The organism is Gulosibacter sediminis, from assembly GCF_030011715.1.
Classification (GTDB): Bacteria; Actinomycetota; Actinomycetes; order Actinomycetales; family Microbacteriaceae; genus Gulosibacter; species Gulosibacter sediminis.
This window is the reverse complement of the sequence record NZ_JASCYH010000022.1, coordinates 23,045-41,548: the sequence shown is the minus strand read 5'-3', so window position 1 is coordinate 41,548 and position 18,504 is coordinate 23,045. Positions and strand designations below refer to the sequence as shown.

The 18,504-nt window shown below is 69.8% G+C and carries 12 protein-coding genes; 10 read left to right on the top strand and 2 right to left on the bottom strand.

Annotated features, from left to right (window positions below; genetic code table 11):
* Positions 1 to 132 precede the first annotated feature (132 nt).
* From cydD to leuS, 3 genes are read left to right on the top strand one after another with little or no spacing between them, the layout of a single operon-like run.
* A complete protein-coding gene (cydD, locus tag QM019_RS08420; RefSeq protein WP_282852605.1) occupies positions 133 to 1,914 on the top strand; it encodes a thiol reductant ABC exporter subunit CydD in 1,782 nt (593 codons plus the stop codon).
* On the top strand, positions 1,911 to 3,584 hold the full coding sequence (cydC, locus tag QM019_RS08415; protein ID WP_282852604.1) for a thiol reductant ABC exporter subunit CydC: 1,674 nt from the start codon (positions 1,911 to 1,913) through the stop codon (positions 3,582 to 3,584). Before cydD ends, cydC begins: the two co-directional genes overlap by 4 nt.
* A gap of 54 nt (positions 3,585 to 3,638) precedes the next feature.
* Positions 3,639 to 6,149 carry a leucine--tRNA ligase gene (gene leuS / locus QM019_RS08410; protein WP_282852603.1) on the top strand — a complete coding sequence of 837 codons (2,511 nt, stop codon included), beginning with the start codon at positions 3,639 to 3,641 and terminating at the stop codon, positions 6,147 to 6,149.
* Positions 6,150 to 6,272: 123 nt separating this feature from the next.
* Here the strand turns inward: leuS and QM019_RS08405 are convergent, their stop codons facing one another.
* Together QM019_RS08405 and QM019_RS08400 are read right to left on the bottom strand one after the other, a co-directional pair.
* On the bottom strand, positions 6,273 to 6,641 hold the full coding sequence (locus QM019_RS08405) for a hypothetical protein (protein WP_282828598.1): 369 nt from the start codon (positions 6,639 to 6,641) through the stop codon (positions 6,273 to 6,275).
* Positions 6,642 to 6,940: 299 nt separating this feature from the next.
* Entirely contained in the window at positions 6,941 to 7,885 is a 945-nt protein-coding gene (locus QM019_RS08400) for an ROK family protein (RefSeq protein ID WP_282852602.1), read from the bottom strand.
* Between the two features lie 88 nt (positions 7,886 to 7,973).
* On the opposite strand from QM019_RS08400, the gene QM019_RS08395 reads away from it, so the two are divergent.
* The 7 genes from QM019_RS08395 (at position 7,974) to QM019_RS08365 (ending at position 18,503) form a co-directional block, all read left to right on the top strand.
* Positions 7,974 to 9,206, top strand: a complete 1,233-nt coding sequence (locus QM019_RS08395; protein WP_282852600.1) for an ROK family transcriptional regulator — start codon at positions 7,974 to 7,976, stop codon at positions 9,204 to 9,206.
* Between the two features lie 98 nt (positions 9,207 to 9,304).
* On the top strand, positions 9,305 to 10,822 hold the full coding sequence (locus QM019_RS08390) for a sugar ABC transporter ATP-binding protein (protein WP_282852608.1): 1,518 nt from the start codon (positions 9,305 to 9,307) through the stop codon (positions 10,820 to 10,822).
* Positions 10,822 to 12,189 (top strand): multiple monosaccharide ABC transporter permease, encoded by a 1,368-nt coding sequence (mmsB, locus tag QM019_RS08385; RefSeq protein ID WP_282852607.1) that lies wholly within the window; start codon positions 10,822 to 10,824, stop codon positions 12,187 to 12,189. Before QM019_RS08390 ends, mmsB begins: the two co-directional genes overlap by 1 nt.
* A 73-nt stretch (positions 12,190 to 12,262) precedes the next feature.
* Positions 12,263 to 13,375, top strand: coding sequence for a substrate-binding domain-containing protein (locus QM019_RS08380; RefSeq protein WP_282852599.1), 1,113 nt, complete (start codon positions 12,263 to 12,265; stop codon positions 13,373 to 13,375).
* Between the two features lie 114 nt (positions 13,376 to 13,489).
* Positions 13,490 to 14,494 carry a helix-hairpin-helix domain-containing protein gene (locus QM019_RS08375; protein ID WP_282852598.1) on the top strand — a complete coding sequence of 335 codons (1,005 nt, stop codon included), beginning with the start codon at positions 13,490 to 13,492 and terminating at the stop codon, positions 14,492 to 14,494.
* Entirely contained in the window at positions 14,491 to 16,926 is a 2,436-nt protein-coding gene (locus tag QM019_RS08370) for a ComEC/Rec2 family competence protein (protein WP_282852597.1), read from the top strand. The genes QM019_RS08375 and QM019_RS08370 overlap by 4 nt, the downstream gene beginning before the upstream one ends.
* The gene (locus QM019_RS08365; protein ID WP_282852596.1) at positions 16,923 to 18,503 is read left to right on the top strand and encodes an amidohydrolase; all 1,581 of its coding nucleotides are present in this window, start codon (positions 16,923 to 16,925) and stop codon (positions 18,501 to 18,503) included. Before QM019_RS08370 ends, QM019_RS08365 begins: the two co-directional genes overlap by 4 nt.
* Position 18,504: the final 1 nt, after the last annotated feature.

Sequence of the window (18,504 nt, the reverse complement as noted above, 5' to 3'; positions counted from 1 at the left end):
GGGGCATTTTTTTGTCGGCCGGCGCCCCCCAAAAAAAAAAAACCCCACCACTCAACTGCCTACGTCACCGAGAGGGGTGGGGTGGGCGCGTGGGGCCGGCGCGCAGGTGCGATCGGGTAATCTGAGGGCACCGTGAAGCCCCTTGATCCGCGCCTGCTTCGATACGCCAAATCGTCGCGAGCCTTTCTCGTTATCGGCGTGCTGCTGGGGCTATTCCAGACCGCCGCGATGGTCGGCGTCGCGTGGGCCATTGCCCGCGGCGTAACCGGCGCGATCGCCGGCGAACCCCTCGCCGAGCTTGCCTGGGCGCTTTGGCTGCTCGTCGGCTGCGTCGTCGTGCGCGGCCTCGCGCAGTGGGGCATGGAATGGGCCGGAGCCCGCGCCGCCGCCACCGCGAAGTCGGAGCTCCGCGGCCACGTCGTCTCGGCGCTCGCGCGACTCGGTGGGCGTTCGGGCGTCTCGAGCGCCGAAGCGACGACGCTCGCGACGCACGGCCTCGAGGCCCTCGACTCCTACTTCGCGAAGTACCTGCCGCAGCTGCTGCTCACTGCGATTGCGATGCCGCTGCTCGTCGTCGTTACCTTCTTCGCCGACCCCGTGTCGGCCATCACCGAGATCATCACGATCCCGATCATCCCGCTGTTCATGATCCTCATCGGCCTCGCGACGCAGCGCGTGCAGCGCGCCCAGCTCGACTCGCTGACGCGCCTCGCGAACGCGTTCCTCGAGATTGTTGAGGGCCTGTCGACGCTGAAGATCTTCGGCCGCGCGCGTCGCCAGCGCGACCGCATCCGCGAGGTCACCGATGACTACCGCCGCTCGACCATGAAGGTGCTGCAGGTCACGTTTCTCTCGGGCTTCGCGCTCGAGCTGTTCGCGTCGCTCTCGGTCGCGCTCGTGGCCGTGCAGATCGGCATTCGCCTCATCGACAACGAGATGTCGCTCTTCGTTGGCCTGTTCGCGCTGATCCTCGCGCCCGAGGTGTTCGCGCCGCTGCGGCAGGTCGGCGCCCAGTTCCACGCCGCCTCCGAGGGCGTCGAGGTGTCGCAGCGCGTCTTCGAACTCGTCGAACGCGCCGACGCGGAGGCCAGCAAAGCGCCCGCCCACGCCACCAACCTGCCCGCATCCGCATCCGCATCCGCATCCGCATCCGCATCCGCGTCCGCGGCGCCCGCAGACGGAAGCACCGTGACCTCGACCGCCGCGCCCACAACCACCAGGGCGGCGGCGACCAACACCACAACCACACCGCCGCCCACCAGCATCCCCACCCCGCGGCCCCAAGCCGAGCTGCGCATCCGTGACGCGCGGGTGCGCTACGGCGACCGCGAGATCCTGGCGGGCCTCGACTTCACGGCGAAGCCCGGCGAGATCACGGCGATCGCGGGGGAGTCGGGCGCCGGCAAGTCGACGCTGCTTGACCTCATCCGCGGCGAGCACGCTGCCGACCGCGCGCTCGGCGCCACCCCGATCCCCGACGCCGAGGCCGCGACGCACGTCGCCTGGATGGGGCAGTCCGCCGGCCTCATCGAGGGCACGGTGCGCGACAACGTCGCGCTCGGCCAGCCCGGCCTCGCGCCCGAGGCAGTCCAGGCCGCGCTCACCCGCGCCGGCGCGACCGGCATCAGCGCTGAGCTCGAACTCGGCGTCGGCGGCGACGGCCTCTCGGGCGGCCAGGCGCAGCGCGTCTCGCTCGCCCGCACGATTGCACGCGCCGAGGGCCGCGACTGCCCGATCGTGCTGCTCGACGAGCCGACCTCAGCCCTCGATGCCGAGCGGGAGCAGCGCGTTATCGAGGCGATGCGCGGGCTCGCCGACGAGGGCCGCATCGTCATCGTCGTGAGCCACCGCCGGCCGGTGCTCGCCGCAGCCGACCGCACCGTCACCCTCGCGGCCGCGGAGGTGCGCGCATGAGCCTCGCCGAACGACTCGTCCCCGGTCTCGGCGCCGATGAGGCCCGCGTGCTCGACTCCGCGCTGCCCGCGCCGCGCCGCATCTGGCCGGCCATCGCCTGGGGCATCCTCTGGGGCCTCAGCGTCGTGCTGCTGCTCGCGACGAGCGCCTACCTCATCACTCGTGCGTCGCTCATCATTCACATCCTCTGGCTCGGCTGGGCGATCGTCGCGGTGCGCGCCTTCGCGCTCGGCCGCGCCGTGTTCCGCTACCTGCGGCAGCTCATGGGCCACGATGCGTCGTTCCGGCAGCTTGCCGAACTGCGCGTCGACCTGCTCGACCGACTCATCCCGCTCGCGCCCGCGGGCTTGCGCACGACCCGCCGCGGCGACCTGCTCGCGCGCCTCGTCGACGACGTCGACGAGTTGCAGTTCTATCCGCTCCGCGTCGTCGAGCCGCTCGTCTCGTCGCTCGCCGTCGCCGTGCTCGCGGTCATCGGCGTCGGCCTCGTCTCGTGGCCCGCGGCGCTGACGCTGCTCGCGTGCCTCGTTGCCGCGCTGCTCGTTGCGACGGGCGCGCAGCTGCGCATCGCGGGCCGGGCAGACCGCGCCGTCGCGCCCCTGCGCAGCGCCCTGAGCGACCGCATCCACGACACCGTGACGAACCTCGCCACCCTGCGGGCGTACGGTGCCCTCGACGCACAGCTCGCGAAGGTGCGCGACGCCGACGCGCAGCTGCGCCGCGCCCTTGTGCGCCGTTCGGTCGGCGAGGGTGTCGTCACGGGCACCGTCACCGTCTTCGCCGGGCTCGCCACCGCCGGCGCGCTGTTCTGGGGCATCGACCCGACGGTGCGCGGCGAACTCGCGCCCGAACTACTCACCCTCACCGCGCTCGTGCCGCTCGCGCTGTTCGAGGTGTTCGCGCAGGTGCCGCAGGCCATCGCCGCGTGGCGCCGCGTGCGCGTCTCGGCGCAGCGCGTCGCCTCGGCCGCGCCCGCCGACGTGCCCGCCGAACTGCCGCAGGAGTTCGAGGGCGGCGCCGAGCTAGCCGACGGTCCCCTCGACCTCGAGCTGCGCGGCGCATCCGTGCTCTGGCCGGGCGCGAGCGGGCCGGTGCTCGACGGCCTCGACCTGCGCATCCCGGCCGACAGCCGCCTGCTCGTGACGGGGGAATCCGGCGCCGGCAAGACCACGTTCGCGAACGCGCTCGTGCGGTTCCTCGACTACCGCGGCAGCTACACGATCGGCGGCGTCGAGGCGCGCGAGCTCTCGCCCGACGCGGTGCGCCGCGCCATCGGCCTCATCGAGCAGCGCGCGCACCTATTCGACGAGTCGATTCGCCAGAACCTGCTGTTCGCGAACACCGAGGCGACGGATACGCAGCTCACGGCCGCGCTCGAGCGCGTCGGCCTCGGCGCGTGGGTGCGCGAGCGGGGCGGCCTGGATGCGCCGGTCGGCGAACGCGGCACGCTCGTGTCGGGCGGGCAGGCCCAGCGCATCGCGCTCGCCCGCGCGCTGCTCGCCGACTTCCGGGTGCTGATTCTCGACGAGCCGACCGCGAACGTCGACCCAGGCCGGGCCGACGCGCTCGTCGCCGACCTGCTCGGGGCTGCCGCCGCCGACCGCACCGTGATTCTCATTTCGCACACCCCGGTCGACCCTGCGCTCGTCACCGCCACACTTCGGCTCTAGCGGCGGCCTAGAATAGGGAGCTTGTAGGCTCCGGCACATTCGAAAGAGGACGCAGTGACCACTGAGGTGACCCGCGAAGACGAGTACGACTTCCGTCGTCTCGAGGCAAAATGGCGACCCATCTGGGACGACCTTGCCCTATTCGACGTGGACCGCGCCGACGCCGAGCTTCCCCGCAAGTACGTGCTCGACATGTTCCCGTACCCCTCGGGCGACCTGCACATGGGCCACGCCGAGCAGTACGCCCTCGGCGACGCCTGCGCGCGCTACTGGCGCCACCGCGGCTTCAACGTGCTGCACCCGGTCGGCTGGGACTCGTTCGGCCTGCCGGCCGAGAACGCCGCGATCAAGAACGGTGGCGACCCGCGTGACTGGACGTACGAGAACATCGCGCAGCAGGCCGAGTCGATGCAGCGCTACGGCGTGAGCTTCGACTGGTCGCGCGTGCTGCGCACCTCCGACGAAGAGTACTACCGCTGGAACCAGTGGCTGTTCCTCAAGATGTACGAAAAGGGCCTCGCGTACCGCAAGTTCTCGGCGGTGAACTGGTGCCCGAACGACCAGACGGTGCTCGCGAACGAGCAGGTGCTCGCCGACGGCACGTGTGAGCGCTGCGGCGCCGTGGTTGAGAAGAAGAAGCTCAACCAGTGGTACTTCCGCATCACCGACTACGCCGACCGCCTGCTCGACGACCTCGACCAGCTCGAGGGTCACTGGCCGCACAAGGTGCTCGTCATGCAGCGCAACTGGATCGGCCGCTCCGAGGGCGCCGATGTCGAGTTTGAGATCGAAGGCCGCAGCGAGCCGGTGACGGTGTTCACGACGCGCCCCGACACGCTCTACGGCGCGACCTTCATGGTCGTCGCGCCCGACAGCGACCTCGCGGCCGAGCTCGTCGCGGGTGCCTCCGCCGAGGTGCGCATGAAGTTCCAGGACTACCTCGAGACGACGCAGAAGCTCAGCGCGATCGACCGCGCGAACGCCGAGCGCCCGAAGACGGGCCTGTTCATCGAGCGCTACGGCGTCAACCCGCTCAACGGCGAACGCCTGCCGATCTGGGTGGGCGACTACGTGCTCGCCGACTACGGCCACGGCGCGATCATGGCCGTGCCGGCGCACGACCAGCGCGACCTCGACTTCGCGCGCGAGTTCGACCTGCCGGTGCGCGTTGTCGTGCGCCCCGACGAGGCCGAGGGTGAGCTCGACCCGAAGGCGAGCGGCGAGGCCCTCGCGGGCGACGGCGAACTCGTGAACTCCGGCGAGCTTGACGGCCTGCGCAAGGTCGAGGCGATCGCCCGCGCGATCGAGATTCTCGGCGAGCGCGGCACGGGCCGCGCCGCGAAGAACTTCCGCCTGCGCGACTGGCTCATCTCGCGCCAGCGCTACTGGGGCACGCCCATCCCGATCATGTACGACGAGGACGGCACCGAGATTCCGGTGCCCGCCGAGCAGCTGCCGGTGCGACTGCCCGACGGCGCGGGCCTCGACCTCAAGCCGAAGGGCAAGTCGCCGCTCGCGGCCGCTGAGGGCTGGGTGCAGACGACGACGCCCGACGGGCGTGCGGCCACGCGCGACTCCGACACGATGGACACCTTCGTCGACTCATCGTGGTACTTCCTGCGCTTCGTGTCGCCGAACAACGCCGACGCGATCCTCGACCCCGAGCAGCTGCGCAAGTGGGCGCCGGTCGACCAGTACATCGGCGGCGTCGAGCACGCGATCCTTCACCTGCTCTACGCCCGCTTCATCACGAAGGTGCTCTACGACCTCGGCATCGTGCCGTTCGAGGAGCCCTTCACCGCGCTGCTCAACCAGGGCATGGTGATCATGAATGGCGCCAAGATGTCGAAGTCGAAGGGCAACTCGGTGAAGCTCGGCGATGAGCTGAACAGCCACGGCGTGGATGCGGTGCGCACGACCATGTTGTTCGCCTCGCCGCCCGAGGATGACGTCGACTGGGCCGACGTGTCGCTCGCCGGTTCGGGCAAGTTCCTCGCGCGCGCCTGGCGAATCTCGGGCGAGGTCACCTCGCGGGCCGGGGTGGACTTTGCCGAGGGCGACCTCGACACGCGCCGCGCCGTCGCCCGCTTCTGGGACGACGTGCGCCAGCTCGGCGAGGGCTTCAAGTACAACGTCGTTATCGCGCGCCTGATGGAGCTCACGAACACGATCCGCAAGGCGATCGACCAGGGCCCCGGCGCCGCCGACCCTGCCGTGCGCGAGGGTGCCGAGGCAATCGCGCTCGTGCTCGACCTGTTCGCGCCCTACGTCGCCTCCGACATGTGGGAGCGGCTCGGCCACGCGGCCGACACCCGCGACGGTGCCCTCGCACACATCGCCTGGCCTGAGGCCGACCCGTCACTGCTCGTCGCCGACACCGTCACCGCGATCGTGCAGGTCAACGGCAAGCTGCGCGACAAGCTCGAGGTGTCGCCCGACATTACGGATGCGGAGCTCGAGCAGCTCGCGCGCGACGCCAAGGGTGCCCAGCGCGCGATCGGCGACGCGACCATCCGCAAGGTGATCGTCAAGGCGCCGAAGTTCGTGAACATCGTCGCGAAGTAGGCACGGCGCCGTCGCACCCACGACGCCACGTCCCACCCCATAGGTGTTGCGTTTAGCCCCAAGGTTCGGCGAAATCAGCCGCGAAATGGGGCCAAACGCAACACCTATGGCGTTGGAGCTTCGTTAACCGTTCACGATTGTGGCGAGTACATCGACATCAGATTTGTCGTCGCCGACGACGATCCAGTCGTCGCCATACACAATCTCGTCGCCGTCCTGGTAGAACATGAGGTCTCCGCCCTGCACCTCGTCGGAGGAGTCGAACACGATGAATAAGGTCTCCTGGTCGTCGGCATTGCGGCAAGTGGTGATGGTCGTGACCCGCTCGTCATTTGGCGCCGTCGCAGTGCAACGATACCCCGCGTCAGCCGCAGCTTCGATGAAGTCGTCCTGGCTGATTGCCGTCGATGACGCGCAACCAGCGAGCAGCGTGAGCGCGCCGACGGCTGCGATTGATGAGAGGAGTCCGCGTGACGATTGGTTTGCATACATACGGTCGAACTCCTACTTGCGGCAGCTTCGGCGGTCTGTGTCGACGCTAGCTTTTTTTGTGGCCGAGTCCATGGCTGGTTGCGGAATCCGTGAGAAGTCAGCTCAAGAAGGAACAACTGGGCTGCCCTCTCGGCACCCGTCCGCGGTGCTGCACACATAGGTGTTGCGTGGCGCGCCCGTGGCGGGCACGTGGTGCGGCGGGTCAGCGGTGGGCAGGCCTGTGATTGGCGGCGCGACGGGATTGGCCGTGGCCAGTGGTCGTGGTCGTGGGCGGTTGCACGTGGCCCGTGGCCCGGGGCCTAGGCGAGCAGCTCGGGGTGGAGCAGCTGGGCGGCCGCGCCGACGAGCGGTGCCTCGTCGCCGAGGCCCACGCGCACGACCCGCAGCGCTCGGCCGAACTCGTTGACGGATGCGGCGTGCGCGGCTCGCTCGACGCGCGCCGGGTAGTCCTCGGTCACGTGCGCGAAGCCGCCGCCCATCACGGCGAGCTCGGTGTTGAGCAGGTTTGCGCAGCTCGCGAGGCCGCGCCCGAGCGCCTGCACCGACCGCTCGACCGCGGCGAGGGCGATCTCATCGCCCGCAGCGTGCGCGGCGGCGAGCTCCTCGCCGGTCGAGCCCGACCAGCCGTGCGCGCGCGCCCAGGCGACCGTGTGCATCCCCGAGGCCTGACCCTCGACCGTCGCGCGCTCGGGAAGCTCGGGGTCGACGACGTCGACGACCATCTGCCCGAGGTGGCCGGCATTGCCGCTCGCGCCGGCGACGACGCGGCCGTCGGTGACGACGCAGCCGCCGATGCCGGTCGAGACGACGAAGATCACGGCGTTGCGCACACCCTGCGCGGCGCCCTGCCAGAGCTCGGCGAGGCCGAGCGAGGTGCCGTCGAGCCGCAGGCTCACGCGCTGCAGGCCGCTCGCCTCGCGCGCGGTGCGCACGACGGGGAACGCGCGCACGCCCGGTAGGTTGATGGGGCTCACGGTGCCGGCGCCGAGGTCGAGCGGCCCGGCCGAGCCGATGCCGACGCCGACCACATCGTCGAACACGGGGTGCGCGCTTGCCTGGGCCACGGCATCCCGCAGCGCCGAGTCGAAGCCCTCGGCGGAGTTCGCGGCCGCGCCGGTCGCGACGCGCACGCGCGAGTCGGGCAGCAACGCGCCCTCGGCGGTGACGATGCCCGCCTCGATTTTCGTGCCGCCAATGTCGATGGCGAGCACACTGCCGCGCTCGGTCGGGGCAGTCGATGACATCCGCGAGCCTCTTCCTTGAAGTTCGAGTGAATTCGGTCAGTTGTGTTCATGTCTTGACAGCAACGACCGCAGGAACCACTATAGCCACATGCGTTCCGGCCATCGACGTCCAGGTTCAACCGCCGCCCTGCGGGTGAGCAATGAGCGCGCCATCTTGCGCGAGCTCATCAGTGCGGGCCCGGCCACGCAATCCGAACTTGCCCGGCGAACGCAGCTCTCGAATGCGAGTGTCTCGTCGATCGTGCGCACCCTGCGCGAGCGGGGGATGGTCGACACGAGCGACACCGTCTCGTCGGGTCGCAAAGCCACCCTCGTCACGCCGCGCATCGCGAGCCGACGCGTCGCCGTCGGGGTCGATATCGGCCGCAGCCACGTGGGCCTCGTGCTCGCGACGCCGGGCCTCGAACTCGTCGCCGAACGGCGCGTCTCGATGCCCTCCGGCAGCGCGGCCGAGGAGTCGCTGCGCCGGGTGCGCGAGCTGCTCACCGCATCCCTCGCCGAGTACGAGCGCGACGATGACGACGTCGCCGCGATCGTCGTCGCGATCCCCGGCCCCATCGATGGCGCGAGCGGCCAGGTGCTCGACGGCACGATCCTGCCCGAGTGGCTCGGCCGCACCGCGAGCGACGTCGAACGCGCCCTCGGCATGCCCGTGCAATTCGCGAACGACGCCGATGCTGGCGCGCTTGCCGAGCGCACCTGGGGCGCCGCGATCGACGAGCGCGACTACATGTTCGTCAAGGTCGGCACCGGCATTGGCGCGGGCATCGTCGTCGGCGGCTCGCTCTACACCGGCGGCTTCGGCATCGCGGGCGAGATCGGCCATTCGACGGTCGACTCGTCGGGCAGCCACTGCCGCTGCGGCAACCGCGGCTGCCTCGAAACCGTCGCCTCGACGCCGGTCGTGTTGCAGCACCTCACCGAGGCGCTCGGCCGCGAGGTGAAGCGGGATGAGCTGGTCAAGCTCGCGAACGAACATCACCGCGCGACGGTGCGCGTGCTGCAGGATGCGGGCACCGCGCTCGGCCAGTCGATCGCGTCAGCGGTGAACCTGCTCGGGCCCCGGCTCGTCGTCGTCGGCGGGCCGCTCAGTGAGACCGGCGACGTGTTCATCGAGGCGATTCGCGATGGCTTCGCGCGGTTTGCGATTCCCTCGGTGGCCGAGCGCACTCGGGTCGAGCTCTCGACGCTCGGCGAGGGCGGCGGCGCGCGCGGTGCGGCAGCAATCGCGTTCGAACGTGCCGACGAACTGGCCTACCTCGTGCAATCCGACGGCACGAGTTTGCATTCAGGAGTTGACAGCAAGAAACCACGGCCGTAGGTTTCTTCATTGAACGCATCACGCCGACGTGCTGCGAGAAATCCCTAACACTGCACGAGGAGGTGCCGGTGTCCACGAGTCAGGCGAACCTGCTCGAAATGGTGAATATCACCAAGGAGTTCCCAGGTGTCAAGGCGCTCGAGAACGTGAATCTTCGCGTTCGCGAGGGCGAGATCCACGCGATTTGCGGCGAGAACGGCGCGGGCAAGTCGACGCTCATGAAGGTGCTGTCGGGGGTCTACCCGGCCGGCACCTACACGGGCGACATCGTCTTCCAGGGTGAGGTGCGGCGGTTCAACAACATCGCCGCGAGCGAGGCCGCCGGCATCGTGATCATCCACCAGGAGCTCGCACTTATTCCCGAGCTGTCGATCACCGAGAACATCTTCCTCGGCCACGAGCTGCGCCGCGGCATCGCGATCGACTGGGACACGGCGCGCCGCCGCACCATCGACCTGCTGCACCGCGTGGGGCTGAACGAAGACCCCGACACCCCGATCAAGTACCTCGGTGTCGGCAAGCAGCAACTCGTCGAGATCGCGAAGGCGCTCGAGAAGGACGTGAAGCTGCTCATCCTCGACGAGCCCACCGCGGCGCTCAACGACAACGACTCGCAGGCGCTGCTCGAGCTACTCGAGGAGCTCAAGGCGGGCGGCATGACGTCGATCATGATCTCGCACAAGCTTGGCGAGATAGAGCAGGTCTCCGACACCATCACGATCATCCGCGACGGCCACAGCATCGAGTCGCTCGTCGTCGACGGCACCATCGACGAAGACCGCATCATTCGCGGCATGGTCGGCCGCACGCTCGGCAATCGATTCCCCGAGCACGAGCCCACGATCGGCGACGTGCTGTTCGAGGTGCGCGACTGGACGGTGCAGCACCCCGTCGACCCCACGCGCCTCGTCGCGAAGTCATCGAACTTCACGGTGCGCGCGGGCGAGGTCGTCGGCTTCGCGGGCCTCATGGGCGCCGGCCGCACTGAGCTCGCGATGAGCATCTTCGGCCAGGCCTACGGCAACAAGCTCGAGGGCGAGGCGTTCATGCACGGCAAGCCCGTGAAGCTGCGCACCGTCAAGGAGGCGATCAGCGCGGGCATCGCCTACGTGAGTGAGGACCGCAAGTCGCTCGGCCTCAACCTGCTCGACCCGATCAAGACCTCGGTCGTGAGCGCGAAGCTTTCGCGCATCTCGCACGGCCCGGTCGTCGACGACCTCGCCGAGGCGAAGTACGCCGAGCAGTACCGGCAAGAGCTGCGGATGCGCGCCCCCTCGGTCGAGGTCGGGGTCGACACGCTCTCGGGTGGCAATCAGCAGAAGGTCGTGCTCGCGAAGTGGATGTTCACCGAGCCCGATCTGCTCATCCTCGATGAGCCCACCCGCGGTATCGACGTCGGAGCGAAGGCCGAGATCTACCAGATCATTCGCCGCCTCGCCGACTCGGGCAAGGCGATCGTGCTCATCTCGTCCGAGCTGCCCGAACTCATCGGCATGGCCGACCGCATCTACACGATTTTTGAGGGCGAGATCACGAGCGAACTCGACGCGAACGGCGTCGACCAAGAAGAGCTCATGCGCCACATGGCACCAGTAAAGAAAGGCACCCCGGCATGATGGCCGACAACTCGACCGAAAAGCGTGGATTCCGATTCGGCGACGTCTGGCAGATCTTCGGCCAGCGCGGTTCGCTGAAGAAGCTCGGCATCCTTTTCGCGCTCGTCGCGATCATCCTCATCTTCCAGGTGTGGACCGGTGGTACGACACTCTCGCCGGGTAACGCGATCAATCTCGTGCAGGCGTACTCGTTCATCCTGCTGCTCTCGGTCGGCATGGTGATGGTGATCATCGCCGGCCACATCGACCTGTCGGTCGGCTCGGTCGCCGCGTTCGTCGGCATCGTGGTCGCGACGTCGATGCGCGACTGGGGCCTGCCCTGGTGGGGCGGCATCCTGCTCGGCATTCTCCTCGGCGCCGCGATCGGTGCGTTCCAGGGCTTCTGGGTGGCCTACGTCGGGGTCCCCGCGTTCATCGTGACGCTCGCCGGCATGCTCATCTGGCGTGGCGCGCAGCAGTGGGTCGGCCAGGCGCAGACGGTGGCCGTGCCCGATGAGTTCAAGCAGGCGCTCTACGGCTTCATGCCCGAGGTCGGCCCCTACACCGGCTTCAATAACCTCACGCTGCTGCTCGGCGCGATCATCATCGCGGCAATCATCTACAGCCAGGTGCGCAACCGCGCGAAGCGCAAGAACATGGAGGCGGTGCTCGAACCGAGCTGGGTGACGATCACCCGCACGGCGATCCTCGTCGCGATCGTGATCTACGCGACCCTGCTGTTCGCCTCCGGCCGACTCGGCACGAGCTTCCCGATCTCGGGCATCATCCTCGCCGTGCTGATCATGTTCTACGCGTTCATCACCTCGCGCACTCGCACCGGCCGCCACATCTACGCCGTTGGTGGCAACCGCCGCGCCGCGCAGCTGTCGGGCGTGAACGATCGCCGCACCGACTTCTTCGTGATGATGAACATGTCGACGCTCGCCGGTATCGCCGGGATGCTCTGGGCGGCCCGCGCTGGCGCGGCCGGCCCCGCCGACGGCACGGGCTGGGAGCTCGACGCCATCGCCGGTGTGTTCATCGGTGGCGCCGCGGTCGCCGGTGGTGTCGGTACCGTCATGGGCTCGGTCATTGGTGGTCTCGTCATGGCCGTGCTCAACAACGGCCTGCAGCTCATCGGTGTCTCGACCGACCGCATGCAGATCATCAAGGGCCTCGTGCTGCTCGTCGCCGTCGGTATCGACGTCATGAACAAGCGCGCCGGCGGCCCGTCGATTATCGGCACGATGATGGCGAAGATGAAGGCGAAACAGGCGGCCGTCGAGCTCGAGGCGACGACGGGCGAGGCGCAACCCGCCGACCCGACCGACCCGGTCGCGGCGAAATCCGACTCAGTTGCCGCATCCGACCCGAAGTCCACCACCTAACTCAACAACTCCATCCCGCACATCCTCGACAACGATCGTCGAGGTTGGACACCCTGAGAAGAAGGAAAACCCCATGAAGAAGAAACTGTTTGGCGCCGTCGCGCTGGCAGCGGTGGCGGGCTTGCTGCTCGCCGGCTGCAGCACAGGCCGTGGTGGCGACCCGGCCTCATCGGGCGACTCGACCGACGCACCCGCCGCGGCCATCGACGCAGATGCCCGCATTGGTGTGGCCCTGCCCGACAAGACCAGTGAGAACTGGGTGCTCGCCGGTGACCTGTTCGTCGACGGGCTGCAGGAGGCTGGCTTCACCGACGACGTCCAGTACGCCGGCTCGGCCTCGGCCGTGCAGGACCAGCAGGCGCAGATCGAGACGATGATTCAGAACGGCGCGCAGGTGATCGTCATCGGTGCCGCTGACACGTCGCAGCTTGGTTCGCAGCTGCAGGCCGCGAAGGACGCTGGCATCACTGTCATCGCCTACGACCGCCTGATTCAGGACACCCCGAACGTCGACTACTACATCGCCTTCGACAACTACAAGGTTGGCGAGCTGCAGGGCCAGGCCCTGGTGGACGGCATGAAGGAGCGCTTCGGCGAGCAGGACTCGTACAACATCGAACTGTTCTCGGGTTCGCCCGATGACTCGAACGCTCCGGTGTTCTTCGAGGGCGCGATGAGCGTGCTCCAGCCGCTCATCGACGACGGCACGCTCAACGTGGTGTCGGGTCAGACCGAGATCGCGCAGACGGCGACGCAGGACTGGCTGGCCGAGAACGCCCAGGAGCGCATGGACAACCTGATCCAGCAGAACTACTCGGACGGCACCGAGCTGCACGGCGTGCTCTCGCCGAACGACACGCTCGCTCGCGCGATCCTCGCCTCCGCGAGCGACGCCGGCCTCGAGACCCCGGTCGTGACCGGTCAGGACTCGGAGGTTGAGTCGGTGAAGTCGATCATGGCTGGCCAGCAGTACTCGACGATCAGCAAGGACACGCGCAAGCTCGTGGCCGACACGATCGAGCTCATCCAGCAGCTCCAGCAGGGTGAGACCCCCACGACCGAGCCGATGGACAACGGCAGCACCGAGGTGCCGTCCGTTCTGCTCGACCCGGTCATCGTGACGAAGGACAACGCCGCCGAGGTGTACGCCGACGATCCGAACCTGGCACCGCTCACCGAGGGCTAATTTTCAGCCTTGGCTTAGCGGCCTGACTCCCGCAGCGCCTGTGGAAACGCGAGTTTCCACAGGCGCTGCTTCGTTGGCGGTCGGGGGCCGGATGCGCTGGCTAGCCTGCCGCGCGTGCGCCCCAAATCTCCTTCCGCAGCCCCGGTTCCCGACGACGAATGGCTCCGCGTGCCCTGGGCGGGGCTTGAGGAGTTCGTGCCGCCGGGGGAGCCGCCCGAGGACGCATATCTGGATGAGCCGGACTGGGGTTGCGGGCGGGAGGCGAGGGCGCCCCGCGGGCAAGCGTTTGACGGGCTGGCACGCGAAGCCGTACTCCGTGCGCACCCCGAATCACGCGGCACGGGCGGCCGCGCGGGTGCTCGCGTCGGCGACACACAAGGTGAGCGTGATGCCGCAGAGGAGCGCACCGAGCAAGCGAACAAACCCGCCGCGCTCCTCGCCGACGACGAGCTCGACCAACTCTTTGCCGCGCCGCAGCGGCCCCGGTGGAAGCTTGGTCTCGGTGCCGTGGTCGTGCTCGCGCTCGTCGTCTGCGCGATCGTCGTGCTCGCGATCGCGCTGCAACCGCGGGCGAACGCGATCCCCGACCTCGACGAGCTCGGCGACGGAGCGACGCCCGCGGCCACGGGCGGTGCTGCGCCCGGGGTCGTGGCCGAGCCCGGCGCATCCGAGGCCGGCACCGTGCTCGTGCACGTCGCCGGCGCCGTCAACGCGCCCGGCGTCTACGAGCTCGCGGCCGGCGACCGCGTGATCGACGCGATCGAGGCCGCGGGCGGCGTCACCGACGCGGCGGACGCCGAGCAGCTCAACTTCGCGCGCCCGCTCGTCGACGGCGAGCAGATCTACGTGCCCGAGCCGGGTGAGGCGCCGCCAGTCGGAAGCTCGGACAGTGGCGGCGGATCGGCGGGTGGCGGTGGCAGCTCGGGCGGTCTCATCAACCTCAACACCGCGAGCGCGACCGAACTTGAGACGCTGCCGCGCATCGGCCCGGCGATGTCGCAGCGCATCATCGACTATCGCGAACAGAACGGCGGCTTCACGAGCATCGACCAGCTCAAGGATGTCGCAGGCATCGGCGAGGCGACCTTCGACGGGCTCAAGGACCTCGTCACGGTATGAGTGACGTTCCGGAACAGCCCGCGCGAGACGGCCCCGCGCCGCCCGACTACCGCCTGCTCGCGCCCGCCGCGGTCGGGTGGCTCGCGGCCTGGTGCGCGACGCAGTGGTCGGGCGCCGCCTGGCCGATCGCCCTCGCGCTCGCGGTGCTCTCGGCGGTGGCGCTCGCTTGGGCCTGGCGGGGCGGGATGCGCTGGCGCGGCCTGGGCGCTACCCTCGCGCTCGCGGCGGTCGCGGGTGTGCTGACGGCCGGGCTCGCGGCGGTGACGGCGGCCGGGCGCATCCCGGCCGAGCTCTCGGAGGCGGTCGAGCGCGACGCTTCGTTGACTCTCGACGTTGTCACAACGAGCCCGCCGCGCGAGGGCGTGCGCGGCTACTTCTACTCGGCGAGCGCGACCTCGCTCGACGGGGCACCGCTGCTGCTGTTCACCCCGCCCGAGCTCGACGCGCAGCCGATCGGCACGGGGCTGCGACTCGACGCGAAGGTGGTCGCGGCTGAGGACGGCGACGACGTCGTGGCGCTCGCGTTCGGCCGCGGTGAGGTCGAGGTGACGGGCGAGCCGCATCCCGTGCTGCAGCTCTCGAACGGCGTGCGCGAGCGCTTCGTCGAGATTGCGGGCGAGCTGCCCGCGCCTGGCGCGATGCTCGTGCCCGGCCTCGCGGTCGGCGACGAATCACTCGTCGACGACGACCTCGACACGGCGATGAAGGTGAGCTCGCTGAGTCACTTAACCGCGGTCAGCGGATCGAATATCGCGATCATCGTCGCCGCGCTTATCGGCATCGGCCGGCTCGCCGGCTGGCCGCGAGCGGTGCGCGCCGCCGCCGCGAGCGCGGGCCTCGCCGCGTTCGTGCTGCTCGTCACGCCGCAGGGCTCGGTGATTCGCGCGAGCGCGATGGCGCTCATCGTCATCGCGCTGGATGCGCTCGCCCGGCCGATCGCCGGGGTGCCGGTGCTCGCGCTCGCGGTGCTCGTGCTGCTCGCGGCCGACCCGTGGCTGAGCCACGACTACGGCTTCGCGCTCTCGACCGCGGCGACGGCGGGGCTGCTGCTCGGCACCGGCCCGTTCGCCGCGTGGCTCTCGCGCTGGCTGCCGCCGCCCATTTCGCTGCTCATCGCGGTGCCGCTCGTTGCGCAGCTCGCGTGTCAGCCCATCCTCTTGCTGCTCGAACCGAGCTTGCCGCTCTACGGCGTCGTCGCGAATCTGCTCGCCGCCCCGGCGGCGCCGCTCGCGACGATCGTCGGGCTTGTCGCCTGCCTCGTCGGGCTCGCGCTGCCGCCGCTCGGCGTCGCGCTCGCGTGGGTGAGCTGGCTGCCGGCGCAGTGGATCGGCCTCATCGCCGAAACGGTGACGGCGCTGCCCGCGGCGTCGGTGCCGTGGCTCGGCGGCGGCGTCGGGGCGCTCGCGTGGATCTGCACGTGTGTCGGCGTCGTCATCGTCGTGCGGCGCGGGCGGGGCGTGCGGTGGCGGCGGTTGCAGCGGGCGACGTCGGTCGTGCTCGTCGTGGCGCTGCTCGTGGTCGTCGCGGGCACGGTCGGGCGCCTGGCCGTGCGCCTGCGCGACCTGCCCGAGACGTGGCGGCTCGTCGCCTGCGACATCGGGCAGGGCGATGCGCTGCTGCTGCGCGCGGGCGACGCGATCGTGCTCGTCGACACTGGCGACGATCCGGCGGCGCTCGCGGCCTGCCTCGACGAGTTCGGAGTCACGCGGCTCGACGTGCTGCTCGTGAGCCACTTCGACCGCGACCACGTCGGCGCCGCGGGCGAGCTGTCGGTGCCCGTCGGCGAGGTGTGGCTGCCCGACACCGAGGAGGCGCGGGGCGAATCGCTCACCGTGCGGCTCGAGGCCGCGGACATCCAGGTGCGTTTCGTCGGCGCCGGCGACACGCTCGCGCTCGGGGATGTCGTGGTCACGGCGCTCGGCCCGCGCCGCGGCGACGGGGGAGCGCCGTCGACGCTCGAGGGCAACGACTCGAGCCTCGCGGTGCGGGTCGACCCGGCCGCGAGCTGCCGCGCCTCCTGCCTGCGCATCCTCTTTCTTGGCGATCTCGGCGAGGAGGCCCAGTCGCAGCTCGACCTCGATTTGGTGCCGGTCGACGTCGTGAAGATGTCGCATCACGGCTCGAGCGACCAACTCGCCGAACTCTACGAGCGCACCGGGGCGCGGCTCGCGCTCATCTCGGTCGGCGCCGACAACGGCTACGGGCACCCGACCGACGCCGCGCTGTCGCTGCTGCGCGCGGCGGGCATCCCGTGGCTGCGCACCGACGAGGCGGGCTCGATCGCGGTGTTCGAGGTCGACGGGGTCGTCAGCGCGTGGACGTACCGTCGCGCCACACCCCGGTATCCACGATGTCGCGGACCATGCGGGTGGATGTTCAGGAAGCCACAGCGCCCGGCTAGCCTGAGACGCGAGAAAGTGAGGCACCCATGACCACGACGTTGTTCCGTCATCCGCGCATCCACACCCTGGCTGCTGAGTCACCCATCGACGGGGCCATCGTGGCCCGCGACGGCCGCATCGTGTTCGTCGGTGAGGCGGATGCGGCGCGTGAGTTCGCGGGGCCCGACGCCGAGGTCGTGGAGCTGCCGGGCGCCGCGGTGCTGCCCGCCTTCCACGACGCGCACATCCACTCCGGCGCGCGCGTGCTCGAGCGGCTCGGGCCTGACCTGCGCGACACCGAGTCGTACGCCGAGACCCTCGAGCTGCTGCGAGAGTGGGCGGAGGAACATCCGGGTGACGCCTGGGTCATGGGCGGCGCGTGGAACGCGAATCCGTGGACCGACGGTGCGCCCGACCGCCGCGACCTCGACGAAATCTTCGGCGCGCGGCCGGTACTGCTGAGCACGATCGATGGTCATGCCGTGTGGGCGAACACCGCCGCGCTTGAGCTCGCCGGCGTGACCGACGCCACGGCCGACCCTGACGGCGGCCGCATCGTGCGCGACGACGCGGGCCGCGCGACGGGTTTGCTGCTCGAGGGTGCCGCTGACCTTGTCGGCGAGCACGTCGCCAGCGTGACGCCCGGGCAGCTCGCCGACCTGCTCGACGAACAGCAGGACGAGCTGCTCGCGATGGGCCTCGTGCAGCTCACCGACATCGACGATCTCGAGGTGGGCGACGCGTACCTGCAACTGCAGCGCGAGGGGCGCCTGCGCATCCGCGTGCACAAGATGCTCCGCGACGCGGAACTCGAGGGCGCGATCGCCGACGGCTGGCGCAGCTACGACGGCGACGAACGGCTCACCCGCGGCGCGGTGAAGCTGTTTTCGGACGGCGCGCTCGGCCCGCACACCGCCCACCTCCACGAGGACTTCGAGGGTGAGCCCGGCAACTCCGGCATCGCCGTGACCGACGACGCCGAACTGCGCGCGCTCACCCGGCGCGCGGTCGACGCCGGCATCGCTGTCGCGGTGCACGCGATCGGCGACCGCGCGAACACCCGCGTGCTCGACGTGTTCGAGGAGGTCGCGGATGCGGCGCGGGCCGCCGGCCTGCGCCTGCGGCTCGAGCACGCGCAGCACCTCAAGCCGCGCGACATTGACCGCATCGCCAGACTCGGGGTGGTCGCGTCGATGCAGCCGACGCACTGCACCACCGACTATCCGCTCAGCGTGCAGCTGCTCGGCGGTCGCGCGACGCAGCACTATCCGTGGCGCAGCCTGCTCGAGCGCGGCGTGACGCTCGCGTTCGGTTCGGATGCCCCGGTGGAGCCCGCGAACCCGTTCTTGGCGATTCACGCCGCGGTGACGCGACAGCGTCGCGACGGCGAGCCCGCCGGAGGCCGCGAGCCCGAGGAGCGCATCTCGGTGCGCGAGGCGCTGCTCGCGCATTCGCTCGGCAGCGCATTCGCGGCCGGACTCGAGCACGAAACCGGCACACTCGAGGTGGGCAAGTTCTGTGACTTCATCGCCGTCGACGCCGACCCATTCGACGCCGACCCGTCGACCCTCTGGCGCACGCAGGTCGAGGCAACCATCGTCGCGGGCGAGGTCGCCTTCCGCCGCTGAC

Coding starts and splice junctions, on each gene's coding strand:
- cydC (WP_282852604.1), top strand. CDS start 1,911: ATGAGCCTCGCCGAACGACTCGTCCCCGGTCTCGGCGCCGATGAGGCC.
- QM019_RS08365 (WP_282852596.1), top strand. CDS start 16,923: ATGACCACGACGTTGTTCCGTCATCCGCGCATCCACACCCTGGCTGCT.
- QM019_RS08390 (WP_282852608.1), top strand. CDS start 9,305: ATGGTGAATATCACCAAGGAGTTCCCAGGTGTCAAGGCGCTCGAGAAC.
- QM019_RS08405 (WP_282828598.1), bottom strand. CDS start 6,641: ATGTATGCAAACCAATCGTCACGCGGACTCCTCTCATCAATCGCAGCC.
- QM019_RS08400 (WP_282852602.1), bottom strand. CDS start 7,885: ATGTCATCGACTGCCCCGACCGAGCGCGGCAGTGTGCTCGCCATCGAC.
- QM019_RS08380 (WP_282852599.1), top strand. CDS start 12,263: ATGAAGAAGAAACTGTTTGGCGCCGTCGCGCTGGCAGCGGTGGCGGGC.
- QM019_RS08395 (WP_282852600.1), top strand. CDS start 7,974: ATGCGTTCCGGCCATCGACGTCCAGGTTCAACCGCCGCCCTGCGGGTG.
- QM019_RS08370 (WP_282852597.1), top strand. CDS start 14,491: ATGAGTGACGTTCCGGAACAGCCCGCGCGAGACGGCCCCGCGCCGCCC.
- mmsB (WP_282852607.1), top strand. CDS start 10,822: ATGGCCGACAACTCGACCGAAAAGCGTGGATTCCGATTCGGCGACGTC.